This window comes from Nonomuraea sp. NPDC059194 (assembly GCF_042754765.1).
Lineage (GTDB): Bacteria > Actinomycetota > Actinomycetes > Streptosporangiales > Streptosporangiaceae > Nonomuraea.
The window spans coordinates 115522-130955 of the sequence record NZ_JBHZBH010000016.1 but is presented as its reverse complement, the minus strand read 5'-3'; the positions used below and the strand labels follow the sequence as shown (position 1 = coordinate 130955).

The 15434-nt window shown below is 69.7% G+C and carries 16 protein-coding genes; 4 read left to right on the top strand and 12 right to left on the bottom strand.

All coding sequences use genetic code 11. The features are described from left to right. The first annotated feature begins 38 nt into the window (after positions 1 to 38). Positions 39 to 881, top strand: coding sequence for an EamA family transporter (locus ACFXJ8_RS20955; RefSeq protein ID WP_379645584.1), 843 nt, complete (start codon positions 39 to 41; stop codon positions 879 to 881). Here the strand turns inward: ACFXJ8_RS20955 and ACFXJ8_RS20950 are convergent. Next, a complete protein-coding gene (locus ACFXJ8_RS20950) occupies positions 874 to 1803 on the bottom strand; it encodes a LysR family transcriptional regulator (RefSeq protein ID WP_379645583.1) in 930 nt (309 codons plus the stop codon). The genes ACFXJ8_RS20955 and ACFXJ8_RS20950 overlap by 8 nt on opposite strands. A 72-nt stretch (positions 1804 to 1875) precedes the next feature. Between ACFXJ8_RS20950 and ACFXJ8_RS20945 the strand changes: the two genes are divergently transcribed. Further along, complete coding sequence (locus ACFXJ8_RS20945) at positions 1876 to 2769, top strand: EamA family transporter (protein ID WP_379645582.1); 894 nt, start codon at positions 1876 to 1878, stop codon at positions 2767 to 2769. 13 nt (positions 2770 to 2782) lie between these two features. On the opposite strand, the gene hemL is transcribed toward ACFXJ8_RS20945, so the two are convergent. Further along, positions 2783 to 4072: a glutamate-1-semialdehyde 2,1-aminomutase gene (gene hemL, locus ACFXJ8_RS20940; protein ID WP_379645581.1), complete on the bottom strand. Its 1290-nt coding sequence runs from the start codon at positions 4070 to 4072 to the stop codon at positions 2783 to 2785. Between the two features lie 497 nt (positions 4073 to 4569). Between hemL and ACFXJ8_RS20935 the strand changes: the two genes are divergently transcribed. Further along, positions 4570 to 5217, top strand: a complete 648-nt coding sequence (locus ACFXJ8_RS20935) for a class I SAM-dependent methyltransferase (protein WP_379645580.1) — start codon at positions 4570 to 4572, stop codon at positions 5215 to 5217. A 74-nt stretch (positions 5218 to 5291) separates the two neighbouring features. Here ACFXJ8_RS20935 and ACFXJ8_RS20930 read toward each other — a convergent pair whose 3' ends face one another. The 4 genes from ACFXJ8_RS20930 to ACFXJ8_RS20915 all read right to left on the bottom strand — a co-directional run bounded on the left by ACFXJ8_RS20930 (position 5292) and on the right by ACFXJ8_RS20915 (position 8792). Beyond that, a complete protein-coding gene (locus ACFXJ8_RS20930; RefSeq protein ID WP_379645579.1) occupies positions 5292 to 5891 on the bottom strand; it encodes a dihydrofolate reductase family protein in 600 nt (199 codons plus the stop codon). Next, a complete protein-coding gene (locus tag ACFXJ8_RS20925) occupies positions 5888 to 6742 on the bottom strand; it encodes a metalloregulator ArsR/SmtB family transcription factor (RefSeq protein WP_379645578.1) in 855 nt (284 codons plus the stop codon). Before ACFXJ8_RS20925 ends, ACFXJ8_RS20930 begins: the two co-directional genes overlap by 4 nt. Positions 6743 to 6937: 195 nt before the next feature. Next, positions 6938 to 8125: an SRPBCC family protein gene (locus tag ACFXJ8_RS20920; protein WP_379645577.1), complete on the bottom strand. Its 1188-nt coding sequence runs from the start codon at positions 8123 to 8125 to the stop codon at positions 6938 to 6940. Positions 8126 to 8192: 67 nt separating this feature from the next. Then, on the bottom strand, positions 8193 to 8792 hold the full coding sequence (locus ACFXJ8_RS20915; protein ID WP_379645576.1) for a TetR/AcrR family transcriptional regulator: 600 nt from the start codon (positions 8790 to 8792) through the stop codon (positions 8193 to 8195). A 44-nt stretch (positions 8793 to 8836) separates the two neighbouring features. Between ACFXJ8_RS20915 and ACFXJ8_RS20910 the strand changes: the two genes are divergently transcribed. After that, positions 8837 to 9070 (top strand): type II toxin-antitoxin system VapB family antitoxin, encoded by a 234-nt coding sequence (locus ACFXJ8_RS20910; RefSeq protein WP_379645575.1) that lies wholly within the window; start codon positions 8837 to 8839, stop codon positions 9068 to 9070. A gap of 116 nt (positions 9071 to 9186) precedes the next feature. On the opposite strand, the gene ACFXJ8_RS20905 is transcribed toward ACFXJ8_RS20910, so the two are convergent. From ACFXJ8_RS20905 to ACFXJ8_RS20880, 6 genes are all read right to left on the bottom strand, one after another. Next, positions 9187 to 9813: a bifunctional DNA primase/polymerase gene (locus ACFXJ8_RS20905; RefSeq protein ID WP_379645574.1), complete on the bottom strand. Its 627-nt coding sequence runs from the start codon at positions 9811 to 9813 to the stop codon at positions 9187 to 9189. Between the two features lie 127 nt (positions 9814 to 9940). Next, a complete protein-coding gene (hemB, locus tag ACFXJ8_RS20900) occupies positions 9941 to 10924 on the bottom strand; it encodes a porphobilinogen synthase (protein ID WP_379645573.1) in 984 nt (327 codons plus the stop codon). 45 nt (positions 10925 to 10969) lie between these two features. Further along, the gene (locus ACFXJ8_RS20895) at positions 10970 to 12514 is read right to left on the bottom strand and encodes a uroporphyrinogen-III synthase (protein WP_379645572.1); all 1545 of its coding nucleotides are present in this window, start codon (positions 12512 to 12514) and stop codon (positions 10970 to 10972) included. Beyond that, complete coding sequence (gene hemC, locus ACFXJ8_RS20890) at positions 12511 to 13410, bottom strand: hydroxymethylbilane synthase (RefSeq protein ID WP_379645571.1); 900 nt, start codon at positions 13408 to 13410, stop codon at positions 12511 to 12513. The genes ACFXJ8_RS20895 and hemC overlap by 4 nt, the downstream gene beginning before the upstream one ends. Further along, positions 13407 to 14663, bottom strand: coding sequence for a glutamyl-tRNA reductase (locus tag ACFXJ8_RS20885; protein ID WP_379645570.1), 1257 nt, complete (start codon positions 14661 to 14663; stop codon positions 13407 to 13409). Before ACFXJ8_RS20885 ends, hemC begins: the two co-directional genes overlap by 4 nt. Further along, a complete protein-coding gene (locus ACFXJ8_RS20880) occupies positions 14660 to 15346 on the bottom strand; it encodes a redox-sensing transcriptional repressor Rex (protein WP_379645630.1) in 687 nt (228 codons plus the stop codon). Before ACFXJ8_RS20880 ends, ACFXJ8_RS20885 begins: the two co-directional genes overlap by 4 nt. Positions 15347 to 15434: the final 88 nt, after the last annotated feature.

The window sequence follows — 15434 nt, the reverse complement described above, 5'->3', positions numbered from 1 at the left end:
CTATCCGCTCAGATCACGCCGCCTGCGAAAGTGGAGGTGTGAACCCCCTCGCACTCGCCCTGGTCCTGGTCGCCGCCGTCTCCCACGCCGGCTGGAACCTGCTGAGCAAGCAGGCCGCCAAAGCCGACGCCGTCGTCTTCCTCTGGTTGGTCGCCGCCGCGGCGACCGTGTTGTGGACGCCCGCCGCGCTGATCTCCGGCGCCATGCCCTCGTGGCAGGTGGTGCCGCTGATCTGCGTGAGCGCGTCGCTGCATCTGGCCTACTTCGTGTTGCTCCAGCGCGGTTACCGCCACGGCGACCTGTCGGTGGTCTACCCCGTGGCCAGGGGCACGGGGCCGATGCTGGCCAGCACCGTGGCCGTGCTGTTCCTCGGCGAGCACCCGACGCATCTCGGCATCGCGGGCATCCTGCTGGTGGGCATCGGCGTGTTCCTGCTCAGCGGAGGCGGCGCCGGCGACGTCAAGGGGCTGCTGTTCGGGCTGATGACGGGCATGTTCATCGCCGCCTACACGGTCTGGGACGCGCAGCTGGTCAAGGAGCTCGCGGTCGTCCCGATGGTGCTGATCTATCTCGGCGAGCTGTTCAGGACGGTGGCGATCACGCCGTTCGTGCTCGGGCGCAGGCGGCGGCTGATCGTCGAGGTGTGGCGCGAGCACTGGAAGAGGGTGCTGGGCGCGGCCGTGCTGGTGCCGCTGTCGTACCTGCTGGCGCTGTTCGCCTTCCGGCTGGCGCCGGTCAGCGTGGTCGCGCCGATGCGGGAGGTGAGCGTGCTGATCGCGGTGGTGATGGGCGGGCGGCTGCTGGCCGAGGGCGACCTGCGGCGCCGGCTGGTCGCCGCGGGGGTCATCCTCGGCGGGATGGTCGCGATCGCGATCAGCTGACGGTTGGGGTGATCCAGCCGAGCTCCAGCTCCTTGCTGGCGTGGACGAGGGCCTCCACGGCCGCGCGGATCGCGGGCCGCCTGGCGGCGTCGCTGCGCCACAGCGCGTAGATGCGGCGGGTCTGCCTGGGCCTGATCGGCACCATCCGCACCCCTTCGGGGATGTGGACCCTGCCGAGCCTGGGCACGATCGCACAGCCGAGCCCGGCCTCGACGAGCGCGAGCTGGGTCGGGTACTCGTCGGCCCTGCAGGTGATCTCGGGTTCGAGCTCGGCACTGCGCAGGGTGAAGACCAGCCAGTCGTGGCAGATCGTGCCGGGCGAGGAGCTGATCCACCGGTCGCCGCACAGCTCGGCCAGCTCCACCTCCTTGCGCTCGGCCAGCGGGTGGCTCGCGGGCAGGGCGACGTCGGCGATGTCGTCGAGGAGCGTCGCCCTCGACAGTCCCTCGGGCACGGCGATCGGCCTGTTCAGCCAGTCCTGCACGACCACGAGGTCGAGCTCGCCGCGCGCGACCTCCCTGATCTGCCGCTCGGGCTCGCGCTCGTTCAGATGGACGGCCAGGTCGGGGTGGCGCTTGCTGAGCAGGGTCAGCGCCTGCGGCATCAGGCCCCTGGCCGCGGTGGGGAAGGCCCCCACGTTGAGCCTGCCGACGACCGCGCCGCGCAGCGCCTCGAAGTCGGCCTCGGCGGTCTCGACCAGGGCGAGGATGCGTTCGGCGTGCTCGGCGAGCAGCCCTGCGGCGTCGGTGAGCTTCACCCCTCTGCCGTTGCGTTCGAGCAGCGTCGCGCCCGTCTCCCGCTCCAGCTTGGCGAGCTGCTGGGAGACGGCCGACGGGGTGACCATCAGCGCGTCGGCGGCGGCGCCCACCGATCCGTAGACGTGGACGGCGTGCAGCGCCTTCAGCCGGTTCAGGTCGAGCATGTAGCTATTCTAAACCTTTCCCCTTAGAAAATGTCGCTTGTGCTAAAAGTTGTGACTTGTGAGCATGGTCGCATGCGTTTGCGGCATTTGCTATTGGCTGTCGGCCTCGCCGCCGTGTGGGGATTCAACTTCGTCGTCATGGAGGTCGGGCTCAGGCACTTCCCTCCGCTCCTCTACGCGGGGCTGCGGTTCACTCTCGCGGCCTTCCCCGCGTTGCTGTTCGTTGGCAGGCCCGCCGTGGGCTGGAAGTGGATCGCCGGCGTGGCCGCCTCGGTCGGCGTCGGACAGTTCGGCCTGCTGCTCGTCGGCATGCGAGCCGGCATGCCGCCAGGACTGTCCTCGCTGGTGCTGCAGACCCAGGCGCTGTTCGTCGTGGTGTTCGCCGCCGTCCTGCTGGGCGAACGGCCCGGCACGCGCAGGATCACCGGCCTGGCCGTCGCCTTCGCGGGGCTGGCGATCGTGGCCTACGACTTCGGCTCCGGCGGGCCCGTCGGCGCGTTCCTGCTGTGCGTGGGCGCGGCCGCCGCCTGGGGCCTCGGCACCGTCATCCAGCGCAAGGCCGCGCCGCCCGACTCGCTGCGCTTCATGGTGTGGGTCAGCGCGCTGTCCGCGCCCCCGCTCCTGCTGCTGTCGCTGGCTGTTGAGGGCGTGCCGCACCTGACGTTCGCCTGGGAGGGCATCGGGTCGCTGGTGTACGTGGCGTTCGTGTCGACCCTCGGCGGGTTCGGGGTGTGGGGGTGGCTGCTGCGGCGCTACGACGCTTCGACGGTCGCGCCGTACACGCTGCTCATCCCGGTCTTCGGCCTGTCGTCGGCGGCGCTGGTGACCGGGGAGAGCATCTCGTGGCTCAAGCTGGTGGCGGGAGTGCTGATCGTGTCCGGCGCGCTGTACGCGGGCACCAGACCCCGCGCCGCCCGCCGCCGCGCCGCACCCCTGCCCGAACCCGTCACCACCGCCCGCCGCTGACCCCCCGCGCCGGTCAGCCTGCTGCGGCCGCCGCCTCGGCGGCTGCGGGCAGGGCCGCCAGGATCGACCCGAGCGCCTCCTCGTCGTGCGCCGCCGACAGGAACCAGGCCTCGTACGCCGACGGCGGCAGGTAGACGCCCTGGTCGAGCATCGAGTGGAAGAACGCCGTGTACGCCTTGGTGTTCTGCGTCTGAGCCGCGGCGAAGTCGGTGACCTCCCGATCGGTGAAGAAGATCGAGAACAGGCTGCCCGCGCTCTGGAGCCGGTGCGGAACGCCCGCCGCCTCCAGCGCCTTCGCCGCCGCGAGCGAGACCGTCTCGGCCGCCGCGTCGACCCTGGCGTAGGCGTCGTCGTCCAGACCGCGCAGCGTGGCCAGGCCCGCCGCGCACGCCAGCGGGTTGCCCGACAGCGTGCCCGCCTGGTAGACGGGACCCTCGGGGGCCAGGTTCGCCATGACGTCCGCCCTGCCGCCGAAGGCCGCCGTGGGCATGCCGCCGCCCATGACCTTGCCGAACGTCATGAGGTCGGCGTCGACGGGGTCGAGACCGTACCAGCCGGCCTTGGACACCCTGAACCCCGTCAGCACCTCGTCGATGATGAGCAGCGCGCCGTTGGCCGCGCACAGCTCCTTCAACCGCTGGTTGAAGCCGGGCAGCGGCGGGACCACGCCCATGTTCGCGGGACACGCCTCGGTGATCACGCACGCGATCTCGGCCGTGCGGAAGGCCTCCTCGACCGCCGCCAGGTCGTTGTACGGCAGGACGATCGTGTCGGCCGCCGCGGCGCCCGTGACACCCGGCGTGTCGGGCAGGCCGAAGGTGACCACGCCGGAACCGGCCGCGGCCAGCAGCGCGTCGACGTGCCCGTGGTAGCAGCCGGCGAACTTGATGATCTTGGAGCGGCCGGTGAAGCCGCGGGCCAGCCGTACCGCGCTCATGGTCGCCTCGGTGCCCGAGCTGACCAGGCGCACCTTCTCCACCGGTGCGACCCTGGCCACGATCTCCTCGGCCAGCTCGACCTCGCCAGGGGTGGCGGCGCCGTACGACATGCCACGCTGGAGCGCCTCGGAGACGGCCTCGATCACGGCCGGGTGACGGTGACCGAGGATCATCGGACCCCATGAGCAGACCAGGTCGACGTAGCGGTTCCCGTCGACGTCGGTGATGTAGGGGCCCTGGCCCGACGCCATGAAGCGCGGCGTGCCCCCGACGGCGCCGAACGCCCGCACCGGGGAGTTGACGCCCCCGGGGACGACGGCGCGGGCTCGCTCGAAAAGGTCCTCTGAGATCTGTGTACGGCTCACGCGTTCCAGCCTACGGTCCCCCACCGTCGGCCCCTCCCAAGGGCATGGCCCTCGCCTGACGGCTCGGACTCCCCTAAGTAGGGGGCCGAGCCCCCCACGGCCCCCAGCCGGGGCCAAGCCCCGGACCCCGACCGCGTTGGCCGGTTCCTTCGACGGTTCGACGTCGAGGGGCTCGGTTCAGCCGGAATGCCGTGAGCCGGGAACGGCTTCTGGGCTGGGCGCCTCAGATCGGCGGGAGGGCGTCGCGCTGTTCGGTCACTACGGTAGGAGGGGAAGCTCAACCTTCAGATCCCCCCTTTACGCGCACCAGCGGCATGCTGATGCGCGCAGGTGATCGTGGAATTCACGCCCACCTCCCAGGTGATCAGACCCTTGGCGTCCGCTCTGACCTGCAGATCCTTCAAGATCCGCGCCCAGGTGCCGTCTCGCTGCCAGCGCCGGAACAGCCCGTATACCGTCTGCCACTCGTGTCGTGCTGATGGCTATGCTGCGTCTGTATGGAGGATCTTGGTAGGCAGGCTGCCTATTGGGACGGTGCCGGGTCCACGAAGACATTCACTCATCCCGTGCAGATCAGCTGGCTGTCAGGGATTGGCCGGGCTGCTCGGATCTTGGACTATGGCTGTGGTTACGGTCGTGTGATGGCCGAGCTCGTCGAGCACGGTTTCCTGGATGTGTCCGGTGTGGACTTGTCTGCGGCGTTGATCGATCGGGGTCGCCTGCTGCGCCCTGACCTGAAGCTGGCGGTACTGGAGTCGCCACCGGTAGTGCCCTGTGTGTCAGGGAGTTTCGATGTCGTGGTGCTGTTCGCTGTGCTCACGTGCATTCCGGACGACGATGCCCAGCGTGCGTTGGTCGCTGAGCTGCGCCGGATCCTGGCATCAGGCGGCCTGCTCTATGTCAGTGACGTCCTGCTGCAGGATGACGAACGGAACCGGAACCGCTATGCCGCCTTCGCCGAACGGTTCGGAACGCCGTACGGAGTGTTCAGCACCGACGACGGTGCGGTCTGCCGTCACCACGACATCTCCCATCTGCGGAGCTTGCTGTCGGACTTCGACCTGGTGGACGAGCACCAGATCGACGTCGCCACGATGAACGGTCATCCTGCGCGTGCGGTGCAGTTGCTGGTTCGGAAACCGTGAGGCCCACTTCAGCCATTCGTCGATCGCCGCGATGGTGACGGTGGCTTCGAAGCGGACGGCGCTGATCGGCCGGCTCAGCGGACTCGGTCGTAGACCATGGCGATCTCGCCCAGCTCGCCGGTCTCCTGGTGTGTGAGCGTCCACTTCGACGCCGGGAGGCCGTCGTCGAACAGTCGCTGCCCACCTCCGGCGATCTCGGGGAAGATCATGAGATACAGCCGGTCGAGCAGGTCTGCCGACAGGAGCGCCTTGATGATGCTCGCGCTGCTGTTGACAAGGATGTCGCCCTTGCCGGTGGCCTTGAGTTCGGCGACGACGTCCGCGGCGGGGGCGTTCACCACGCGGGTGCGTTCCCACGGCGCTTGGGTCAAGGTGGTCGAGAAGACCACCTTTTCCACGTCGACCAGCCACTTCGCGTATCCGCGATCACGCGGATCGGCGTTCTCGGCTTCGGCGACCGACGGCCAGTACCCCATGAATCCCTCGGCATTGAGCCGACCGAGGAGCGCCGTCGTCGCACCCTCCCAGATGCGGGTCAGGTGGTCTCGTGCGACCTCGGTGGTCACATACGGGGCGAACGCCCCGAAATCGCCGGGCCCACCAGGACCGTTGTAACGCCCGTCGAGGGTGAGGGCCAGGTTCGCGGTCACCCTGCGGGCGGTCGAGTCGGTCATTTCGTGCTCCTTTTATCGGTGTCGTCGGTGCTGTCGAAATCCGCGGCGAGGGTCGCCGCGAGCTTGTCGAGGCTCTGGCCGAAGCCGATCTCGATTCCTGCGATGAAGTCCGCGGAGTCGACCGTGCTGTCGGTGATCCGGAAGTGGACGTCGAGGTCCGTGCCGGTCTCGGTGGGCCGGAGGTCGAGGTCGAGGTGGGCGGTGAAGGCGAGGCCGCCGTCGGGAAGCAGCGGGGAGAGCCGGTAGGCGAGGTGCTCACCGGGGCGTACGTCGACGACGACTCCCTGCGCGCGCCCGGCGACCAGGTCGGAGCCGTCGGCGTCCTCGGCGTCGCGGTACTCGTGGACGATCCGCCCGCCCGGTCGCGCTTCGAAGACGAGCTCGGAGACGCGCAGGTCGTCCGGCGTCCACCATCGGGCGAGCAGGGAGGCCTCGGTCAGGTGACGCCAGACCAGCTCGGGACGTCCTGTCAGCGACCGGAGGAATCTGAACGAGCGGCCGTCGGCCCACCCCGGCTCCTCTGCGGCGAGCCGCTCCGCGTGGAGGGTGAGCCCGTAGCGGTCGTAGGTCTCGCGCGGGCCACCGGCCTGGTCCGCGATGTCGGCGAGCCGGTTGAGCGCAGCCGCCAGGTCCCGCAAGGGAGCGGGCTGGAGCGCGTAGATGCGGCGCTGGCCGGTGCGCTGGGAGACGACGACGCCGGCGCGCTCAAGGGCTTGCAGGTGCTTGGTCGTCTGCGGCTGGCGCGCCTCGGCGAGCTGGGCGAGGACACCGACCGGCCGGGGCCGCTCGGCCAACAGGCTCACGAGCCGCCAGCGGGCCGGGTCGGCCAGTGCGGTGAGGAGTGCGTCCATGGACACGAGTATTCTCCATAGAGAATATTCGTGTCAAGGAATATCTTTGGGAGTCAGCAGGCTCTCCTAGCCGCCACAGAGCCGACGTCATCTCGGGGGAGGTCGCGACGGCGGCTCGTAGTCGTTCCTCGCTGCGGTGACATCGACGGGGTGGGGATCCCCGCTCGGTGCGCAGGCCTCGGCTTGGCCGCTCCTTCAGGCGGTGAGGGTGGGTACGGCTTCCTCGTGATCGCGCTCGGTGCCGGAGCCCGCAACCCACGACCGGTAGGCGGCCAGGACGAGGCCGTGAAAGTGGTGCACGCCGTGCTCGGACAGCCCTGAGCCGGACGGGTCGTAAACGATGCGGCCCTGATCGAAGGCGGGGGTGCCCATACCGCGCTGGACGCTCTCCACCAGGGAGATGTCCTGCTCCTGCAGCACCTTGTCGATGTACCTCACCGACTGGACCTCGGCCTCATTGAGCTCGGCCGTCTCGAAGTAGAAGTCCCAGGTCTCCAGGGTCCGGTCCGGACCGGCCGGAACGACCTGGAAGACCATGAAGTTGCCGCGACCCGGGTATCGCAGCAGGCAGGTGTTGGGCCAGAGCCACCACACCGCGTGCTGGGTGACCGATGCGCCTGAGACGTCGTACGCCGAGTTCTCGTGCTTGCCGGCCTCGGCGAAGTGGCTCGACCAGATGCCGTGGGTCTTCACCTCGTAGGTGTCCATGTCGACGAGGTCGACGAACTCCTTGTGGGCGATGTGGCAGTGGTAGCACTCCAGGAAGTTGTCGATGACGTTCTTCCAGTTGGACCTGACGTCGTAGGTCAATCGCTTGGCGTGGGTCAGCCGAGCGACGTCGGGGGCCCACCTGGCGATGTCGGCCGCCAGGTCCCCTGCCTGCTCGCCCAGGGGAGCGGCACCAGGGTCCAGGTTGACGTAGACGAACCCGCCGAACTCCTCCACCTGCACCTGGTCGAGGCAGATCTCGCCCTTGTCGAAGGTCTCCATCCTGTCGGCGCGACGAGCCGCCTTCAGCTGCCCGTCGAGGCCGTAGGTCCACGCGTGGTAGGGGCAGACGATGTTGCGCGTGGTGCCGGAGCCCGTGAGCAGCTCGTGGGCGCGGTGCTTGCAGACGTTGTAGAACGCGCGCAGCGCTCCGTCACGATCGCGGACGATCGCGATCGGCATGCCGGCCACGGTGGCCGACACGTAGCTGCCCGGCGACTCGAGCTTCTCCACGTGGCAGATCCACTGCCAGGTCCGAGCGAAGATCGCCCGGACGTCGACCTCGAGCCACAGTGGGTCCGTGTACGCCTCCGATCGCAGCGACATCGATCGTGCGGGGTCCTCGTGGAACCCGGTGCTGACGCGGCGTACGTCTTCCGCGGTGACTGGTGCCATGGCGGGAGCGTACGACTGTCTGGACGATCGTTCAATACATTGCTGGACGTTCGTTCAAAGTTGCCGGTCAGTCGGCGAGTGCGATCTCCTCGCAGCGAGTGACGCTCCTGCTGATCGAGGCGCGGTCGAGCCCCAGCAGGGCGGTGAGCCACAAGCCGTTCTGGACGACGTCGATGTCGGCGGCCCGCTTGCTGCACTCGCCGCGCGACAACCCGGGACGGGCCGCGCGGATGAGAGCGGCGAGCCCGGCGCGATAGCGTTTCTGGGCCACCGTGTTGATGCGCTCGAAGTCCTCGTGAACCTGGGCGAGCGCCCAGAGCTGGAGTCGCCGGGACAGGTACTCCGTCGTCAGGAACTCCGGGTCGGCCACCCGCTTGAGCGCAGCGCGCAGCCGCTCTTCCGGTTCGAGGGTGAGATCCGGCTCGACCATCGCGATGTCCTGCTCCTCGATGCGGTGCAGGGCCGCACGGATCAGGCTCGTCTTGTCCTCGTAGTAGTAGTTCACCAGCCCCAACGAGACCCCGGCCTCGCGCGCGACGGCACGCATGCTGACGCCGGAAATGCCCTGCAGGGACAGCAGCCGAAGCACCGCCTCAAGGATCCGCGCCTGCCGGTCGACCTTCTCATCGGCGTCCACCGCGCGCACGGACCTCGGACTCACATCCACGCCCATAGTATGCCGTGACCCACATACGCCCAGCGGAGGATGCCATGTCGATCACGCGGATCGATATCGACGACGAGACCCTCGGGAAGGCCAGGCGCCTGATGGGAACGACCACGAAGGAAGACACGGTCAACGTCGCCCTCAGGGAGTACGTGGCACGAGTGGAGCGGCTCGAGGCGCTGGACAGACTCGCCGCCCGCGCACGGCGAGGCGAGTTCGATGAGGCCGAGGCCGCGCATCATGCGGCGAAGGCGGCGCAGAAGGACGCTGTGCGGTAGTGGACCGCTCGGCCGGTGTGATCGATCTCCTGGCGATGCGCGACCGCAGGTGCGTCACGGGCTGAGGATGGCGAGAATCATGACCGGGTCGAACAGCGGGACGTGCGGCGTCACGCTCAGACGAGCCAGTCGAGCACCCGGAGCGGGTCGGGAAGGGGCCGGCCGTCGGGCGGTCGCAGCCAGGAGACCGGCTGTCCGGTGGCGAGGGTGGACGGCGGGGCGAGGACGAAGCTGTCGCGGCAGTGCCACCGCAGTCCTGGCGTCTCGTCGATCGTGGTGGGCGCGACGTCGAGGCTGCACGACCACCATTCGTCCTCGTCCTCAGGGTTGCCGCGGGTGGCCACATAAAACAGCACCCGGTCACCGTGAGAGGCGACCGGGCCTGAGGGGAAGTCGGCGGCGTCCATGCGGGCGAGGGCGCTGAGGCCCGCCGTGAGCGGTACGTCGAAGACGTCGAACACGCGTCCGGTGGGCAGGATCACGTTGGCTTCCGGCTCGCGCTGCCACCAGCGGGTCAGCAGCGCGGTGTCCGTCGTGGCCTGCAGGGACCAGGCGGGCGAGAGCGGGTGCGCGCCGGGGTCGGGACAGCCGATGCGGTCGCACGAACAGGCGCGGGCACCGCGGCGCAGCGGGTGCGCGCCGGGCACGCTGGCCCAGCCGAGTGCGGCGTACTGCAGGACAGTGTCGACGCGTGTCGGGCGCGTCCGCTTTTTGGTACGCCGAGCGAGTGGTACCCCCACCATGGTGTCTCCCCGTTCGAGTCCCGTGCCTGAGAAGGGTCCCCGGGCAGCGGCTTCACGAGGGACACACCAGCACTTGTCCTCGCACTCTAACGCATAGGTCCCATGACCCGACGGGAAACCCCTCCGGTCAGATGCGGCGGGCCACTTCCGTCGCCCAGTACGTGAGAATGAGGTCGGCTCCGGCGCGTCGGATCGCGATGAGCGACTCCATGATCGCCCGGTCGCGGTCGATCCAGCCGTTGGCCGCCGCCGCCTCGACCATCGCGTACTCGCCGCTGATCTGGTAGGCGGCGACGGGCACCTCGACCGTGTCGCGGACCTCGCGCAGGATGTCGAGGTAGAGGAGGGCGGGTTTGACCATGACGATGTCGGCGCCCTCGGCGACGTCCAGCCGTACCTCGCGCAGCGCCTCGCCCACGGGCCCGGCGGGGTCCTGCTGGTAGGCCTTGCGGTCGCCGAAGTTCTTCGGCATCTCGACGGCTTCGCGGAAGGGCCCGTAGAAGGCGGAGGCGTACTTGGCCGCGTAGGCCATGATCGGGATGTGCGAGAACCCGGCCGCGTCGAGGCCCGCCCTGATGGCGCCGACCTGGCCGTCCATCATGCCGCTCGGCGAGATCATCTGGGAGCCCGCGCGGGCCTGGGCGACGGCCGTGGAGACGTAGCGGTCGAGCGTGGCGTCGTTGTCGACCTCGCCGTCGGGCGTCAGGATGCCGCAGTGGCCGTGGTCGGTGACCTCGTCGAGGCAGGTGTCGGCCATGACGACCAGCGCGTCGCCCACCTCGGACACGACGTCGCGCAGCGCCTGCTGGGTGATGCCGTCGGGGTCGTCGGCGGCCGTGCCGTAGGAGTCCTTGACCGCCGGAATCCCGAACAGCATCACGCCGCCCACGCCCGCCTCGGCCGCCTCGTGGACGGCCTTGCGCAGCGAGTCGCGGGTGTGCTGGACCACGCCCGGCATCGAGCCGATGGGATGCGGCTCGGTGATGCCCTCCTTGACGAACGCGGGCAGGATCAGCTCCGAGGCGTGCAGCCGGGTGCCGGTCACCAGCCTCCGCAGGGCCGGCGTGCGGCGCAGCCGTCGCGGACGGGCGGTCGGGAACTCGGCGGTCATGACTCTCCTCACACTTCCCCGAACGAGGGTTCCCCGTACGAGGGGCTACTTGGTGCGCCTGCGCGCGCCCCTGCGGTTCTGTGACGGCCTGCGCGGGACGTCGCCCACCTCCAAGGCCGCCTGCCTCTGCTTACGACCGTACTCCGCCAGGGCGGCGGCGAGGGCGGAAGCCGAAGGTCTGTCGGCCATGACGTCGACGCGCAGCCCGAACTCCTCGGCCGTCTTGGCGGTCTGCGGCCCGATGACCGCGATCACCGTGACGTTGTGCGGCTTGCCCGCGATGCCGACCAGGTTGCGCACGGTCGAGGACGAGGTGAACAGGACGGCGTCGAACCCGCCACCCTTGATCGCCTCGCGGATCGGCGCGGGCGGAGGGGCGGCGCGGACCGTCCGGTAGGCGGTGACGTCGTCGCACTCCCAGCCCAGCTCGGTCAGCCCCGCCACCAGCGTGTCGGTGGAGATGTCGGCGCGCGGGAGCAGCACCCTGTTGATCGGGTCGAGCATCGAGTCGTACGGTGGCCACTCGGCGACCAGTCCCTCGGACGACTGCTCGCCCGACGGCAGCAGGTCCGGCTTGACCCCGAAGTCGACCAGGGCGCGCGAGGTGGCCTCGCCGACGGCGGCGACCTTGAGCCCGGCGAAGGCGCGGGCGTCGAGCCCGTACTCCTCGAACTTCTCGCGCACCGCCTTGACGGCGTTGGCGCTGGTGAAGGCGACCCACTCGTAGCGGCCGGTGACCAGGCCCTTGATGGCGCGGTCCATCTGCTGCGGGGTGCGCGGCGGCTCGACCGAGATGGTCGGCACCTCCTCGGGCACCGCGCCGTAGGAGCGCAGCTGCTCCGACAGGCCGGCGGCCTGCTCCTTGGTGCGCGGCACCAGCACCCGCCAGCCGAACAGCGGCTTGGTCTCGAACCACGACAGCCGGTCGCGCAGGCCGACGGCCTCGCCGACCACCATCAGCGCGGGCTCGGTGAAGCCGGCGTGCTTGAGGTCGGGCTGCAGCCTGCCCAGCGTGGTGGCCACGGTGAACTGCTCGGTCGTGGTGCCCGCGCTGCTGACGGCGACGGGGGTGGAGTCGGGCTTGCCGTTGGCGATCAGCGCCTTGCCGATGGCGACCGCCTGGTCGATGCCGTTGTAGACGACCAGCGTGCCCGTGCAGGCGGCGTGGGCGGCCCAGTCCTGCTCCTGCGCGGCGTCGACGATCCGGAACTCGGGGACGTCGGAGGCGGGCGGGATGCCCGCGTAGGTGAGCACGGCGGTGGCGGGAGGGACGCCGGGCACGATCTCGAAGTCCACCTCCGCCGCGGCGCAGGCCGCGACCTCCTCGGTGATCGAGGAGAACAGCATCGGGTCGCCTTCGCACAGCCGTACGACGAGCTGGCCCGCCTTGGCGCGCTTGACGAAGTCGCCCTGGACGACCTCGACGCCTTCCTTGCAGTGCTTGAGAAGGGGCCCGAAGAGGTCCTGGTCGAGGACGACGGCGTCGGCCTTGCCCAGGAGCTCGGCGCCCCGGAGCGTGAGCAGGCCTGCGTCGCCTGGACCCGCGCCCACGAAGGCGACGAAAGCGGAGGTTGGACTATCGGAGCTCAATGGGACTGCTCCCCCATCAATCTGTCGGCCCCCTCGGCGATCATGGAGGCCGCGAGCTCACGGCCCAGCTCCATGGCCTCCGAAGGAGAACCGGCGGCGGACTTGCGGACCGCATGCCGGCCGTCGAGGGCGACGACCGCTGCGGTCAGGTTCAGCGTGTGCCCGTCGTCGAGGGCGAACGCGCCGACCGGGGCCGAGCATCCCGCCTCGAGAGCGGACAGCACCGCGCGCTCGGCCGTCACCGCGGACCTGGTCCGCGGGTCGTCGAGCACGCTGAGGAAGTCGACCAGGTCAGACCTGGTCGAGAGGCACTCTACGGCCAAAGCGCCCTGACCGGGAGCAGGCAGCATCTCCTCGATCTCGAAGACCTGCGCGATCTCGCTCTGCCTGCCGATGCGGTTCAGGCCCGCGGCGGCCAGGACGATCGCGTCGAGCTCGCCCGAGGTGACCTTGCCGATGCGCGTGTCGGCGTTGCCGCGGATCGGCACGTAGTGGAGGTCGTCGCGCAGGGCGCGCAGCATGGCGATGCGCCGCGGGGAGCCGGTGCCGACCTTCGCGCCGGGCGCCAGGTCGGCGAACTTCGCCCTGCCCACCAGCGCGTCGCGCACGTCGTGGCGCTCGGGCAGCGCGGCGAGCACGAAGCGCGGGTCCTGCTTGGTCGGCAGGTCCTTCAGCGAGTGGACGGCGAAGTCGACCTCGCCCTCGACCAGCTTGTCGCGCAGCGCGCTGACGAACACGCCGGTGCCGCCCAGCTGCGACAGCTGGGCCTTGGACACGTCGCCGAACGTCGTGATGCCGACCAGCTCGATCTCCTGGCCGGTCTTCGCGGTGTAGAGGTCGGCGACCATCTGCGACTGGGTCGTCGCCATGAGGCTGCGACGGGTGCCGAGCTTCACAGGTCCACCCTTCTCACGGCCTCGGGCATCGTGGGATCCAGATCGAACAGCTCGCGCAGAGCTTCGGCATAATGATCGCCCGCGGGCGAGGTGGCGAGCTGCTTGACACGCACAGTCGGCTCGTGGAGGAGTTTGTCGACCACCCGCCTGACGGTCTGGGCGACCTCGTCGCGGGTGCGGCCCTCGAGGTCGGGCACGCGCATCAGCAGCCTGCCGAGCTCGGCCTCGACGACGTCGGCGGCCTTGCTGCGCAGCGCCACCACGGTCGGGGTGACGCGAGCGGCCCGCTCGGCCGAAAGGAACGCGTCGAGCTCCTGCGCGACCAGCCGGCGCACCGCCTCGACCGCGTCCTGCTCGCCCGCGCCGACGCCCGACTCCTGGATGGTCTCCAGGTCGACGAGGGTGACGCCGTCGACGGCGCGGACGGCGGGGTCGATGTCGTGCGGCAGCGCGAGGTCCAGCAGGAAGGCGGGACCCTGCAGCATGTCGGGCGTGATGACGTGGTGGCCGGCGCCCGTGCAGGAGATGACCAGGTCGGCCTCGCGCAGTTCGCGGGAGACCTCCGACAGCTCGACGGCCCTGCCGCCGACCGACTCGGCCAGCCGTACCGCCTTGTCGTAGGTGCGGTTGGCGATCACGATGTCGGTGACGCCCAGCCGCGCCAGCGTGGCGACGGCCAGGCCGCTCATCGCGCCCGCGCCGACGACCAGGGCGCGCCTGCCGGTCAGGTCGCCGGCGAACGACAGCCCCGCGGTGACGAGCGAGGCGCCCGCGCGGTCGATCTCGGTCTCGGCGTGGGCGCGCTTGCCGACCCGCAGCGCCTGCTGGGCCAGCTCGTTCAGGGTGGCGCCGACCGTGCCCTGCTCCTGGGCGATCTTCAGCGCCTGGCGGATCTGGCCGAGGATCTGCCCCTCGCCGACCACCATCGACTCCAGACCGGAGGCGACGGAGAACAGGTGCTCGACCGCGCGGTCCTCGTAGTGCACGTAGAGGTGCGGGGTGAGCTCCTCCACGGGGACGCCGGAGTGCGTGCCGAGCAGGTTGGTGATCGCCGTCACGGCCGCGTGGAACCTGTCCACCGCGGTGTAGACCTCGACCCTGTTACAGGTCGAGACGACCAGAACCTCGGCGACGTTCACTTCCCTGTGCACGTCCTGCATCAGCTTGACCAGCGCGTCGCCGGAGACCGACACGCGCTCGAGCAAGGACACCGGAGCGGTCCGGTGACTGAGTCCGATCGCAAGAACGCTCACTGGCTGTCCACGGCCATCAACGGCCCCCCACTCATCCGATCCGCTTTGCGTTGCTCATGGAACGCGAGGATCTGCAGCTCGATCGACAGGTCGACCTTACGGACATCGACAGTGTCGGGCACGGAAAGCACGACCGGGGCGAAGTTCAGGATGCTGGTCACCCCCGCCGCGACCACACGGTCGCACAACTCCTGCGCCGCGACCGCCGGTGTGGCCAGCACGACGATCGAGACCCCTCGCCTCTTGATGACGGCTTCCAGTTCGTCGATGTGCTCAACATTCAACCCCGCTATGTCGTCGCCCACGATTTCGGGGTCGGCGTCGAGCAGCGCCGCGACGCGGAAGCCCCTGGAGACGAACCCCCCGTAGTTGGCGAGCGCGCGGCCGAGGTTACCGACTCCGACGATCGCGACGGCCCAGTCTTGAGTGAGGCCGAGCTCCCTGGAGATCTGGTAGACGAGGTACTCCACGTCGTAGCCTACGCCGCGGGTGCCGTACGAGCCGAGGTGTGACAGGTCCTTGCGCAGCTTGGCCGAGTTGACCCCCGCCGCGGTCGCCAGGTCCTCGGAGGACACCGTGGCGATGCCGCGCTCGGCCATCCCGTTGAGCGCGCGCAGGTACAGCGGAAGCCTGGCCACCGTCGCCTCGGGGATGCCGCGGTCGCGCGGTTGGGACTGACGCATCACGTGCCGAGGCTCCTTGGGGCTGCGCGAACAGTAATCTGGCCGCCTTTCAGACTAATCCCTTTGTGAACCGACGCACAAAGTCGTG

What these genes read in the sequence shown, in the direction of transcription:
- ACFXJ8_RS20950 (WP_379645583.1), bottom strand. Translation starts at nt 1,803, where the DNA reads ATGCTCGACCTGAACCGGCTGAAGGCGCTGCACGCCGTCCACGTCTAC.
- ACFXJ8_RS20920 (WP_379645577.1), bottom strand. Translation starts at nt 8,125, where the DNA reads ATGGCACCAGTCACCGCGGAAGACGTACGCCGCGTCAGCACCGGGTTC.
- ACFXJ8_RS20925 (WP_379645578.1), bottom strand. Translation starts at nt 6,742, where the DNA reads ATGGACGCACTCCTCACCGCACTGGCCGACCCGGCCCGCTGGCGGCTC.
- ACFXJ8_RS20930 (WP_379645579.1), bottom strand. Translation starts at nt 5,891, where the DNA reads ATGACCGACTCGACCGCCCGCAGGGTGACCGCGAACCTGGCCCTCACC.
- ACFXJ8_RS20880 (WP_379645630.1), bottom strand. Translation starts at nt 15,346, where the DNA reads ATGCGTCAGTCCCAACCGCGCGACCGCGGCATCCCCGAGGCGACGGTG.
- ACFXJ8_RS20945 (WP_379645582.1), top strand. Translation starts at nt 1,876, where the DNA reads ATGCGTTTGCGGCATTTGCTATTGGCTGTCGGCCTCGCCGCCGTGTGG.
- ACFXJ8_RS20910 (WP_379645575.1), top strand. Translation starts at nt 8,837, where the DNA reads ATGTCGATCACGCGGATCGATATCGACGACGAGACCCTCGGGAAGGCC.
- hemB (WP_379645573.1), bottom strand. Translation starts at nt 10,924, where the DNA reads ATGACCGCCGAGTTCCCGACCGCCCGTCCGCGACGGCTGCGCCGCACG.
- ACFXJ8_RS20905 (WP_379645574.1), bottom strand. Translation starts at nt 9,813, where the DNA reads ATGGTGGGGGTACCACTCGCTCGGCGTACCAAAAAGCGGACGCGCCCG.
- ACFXJ8_RS20935 (WP_379645580.1), top strand. Translation starts at nt 4,570, where the DNA reads ATGGAGGATCTTGGTAGGCAGGCTGCCTATTGGGACGGTGCCGGGTCC.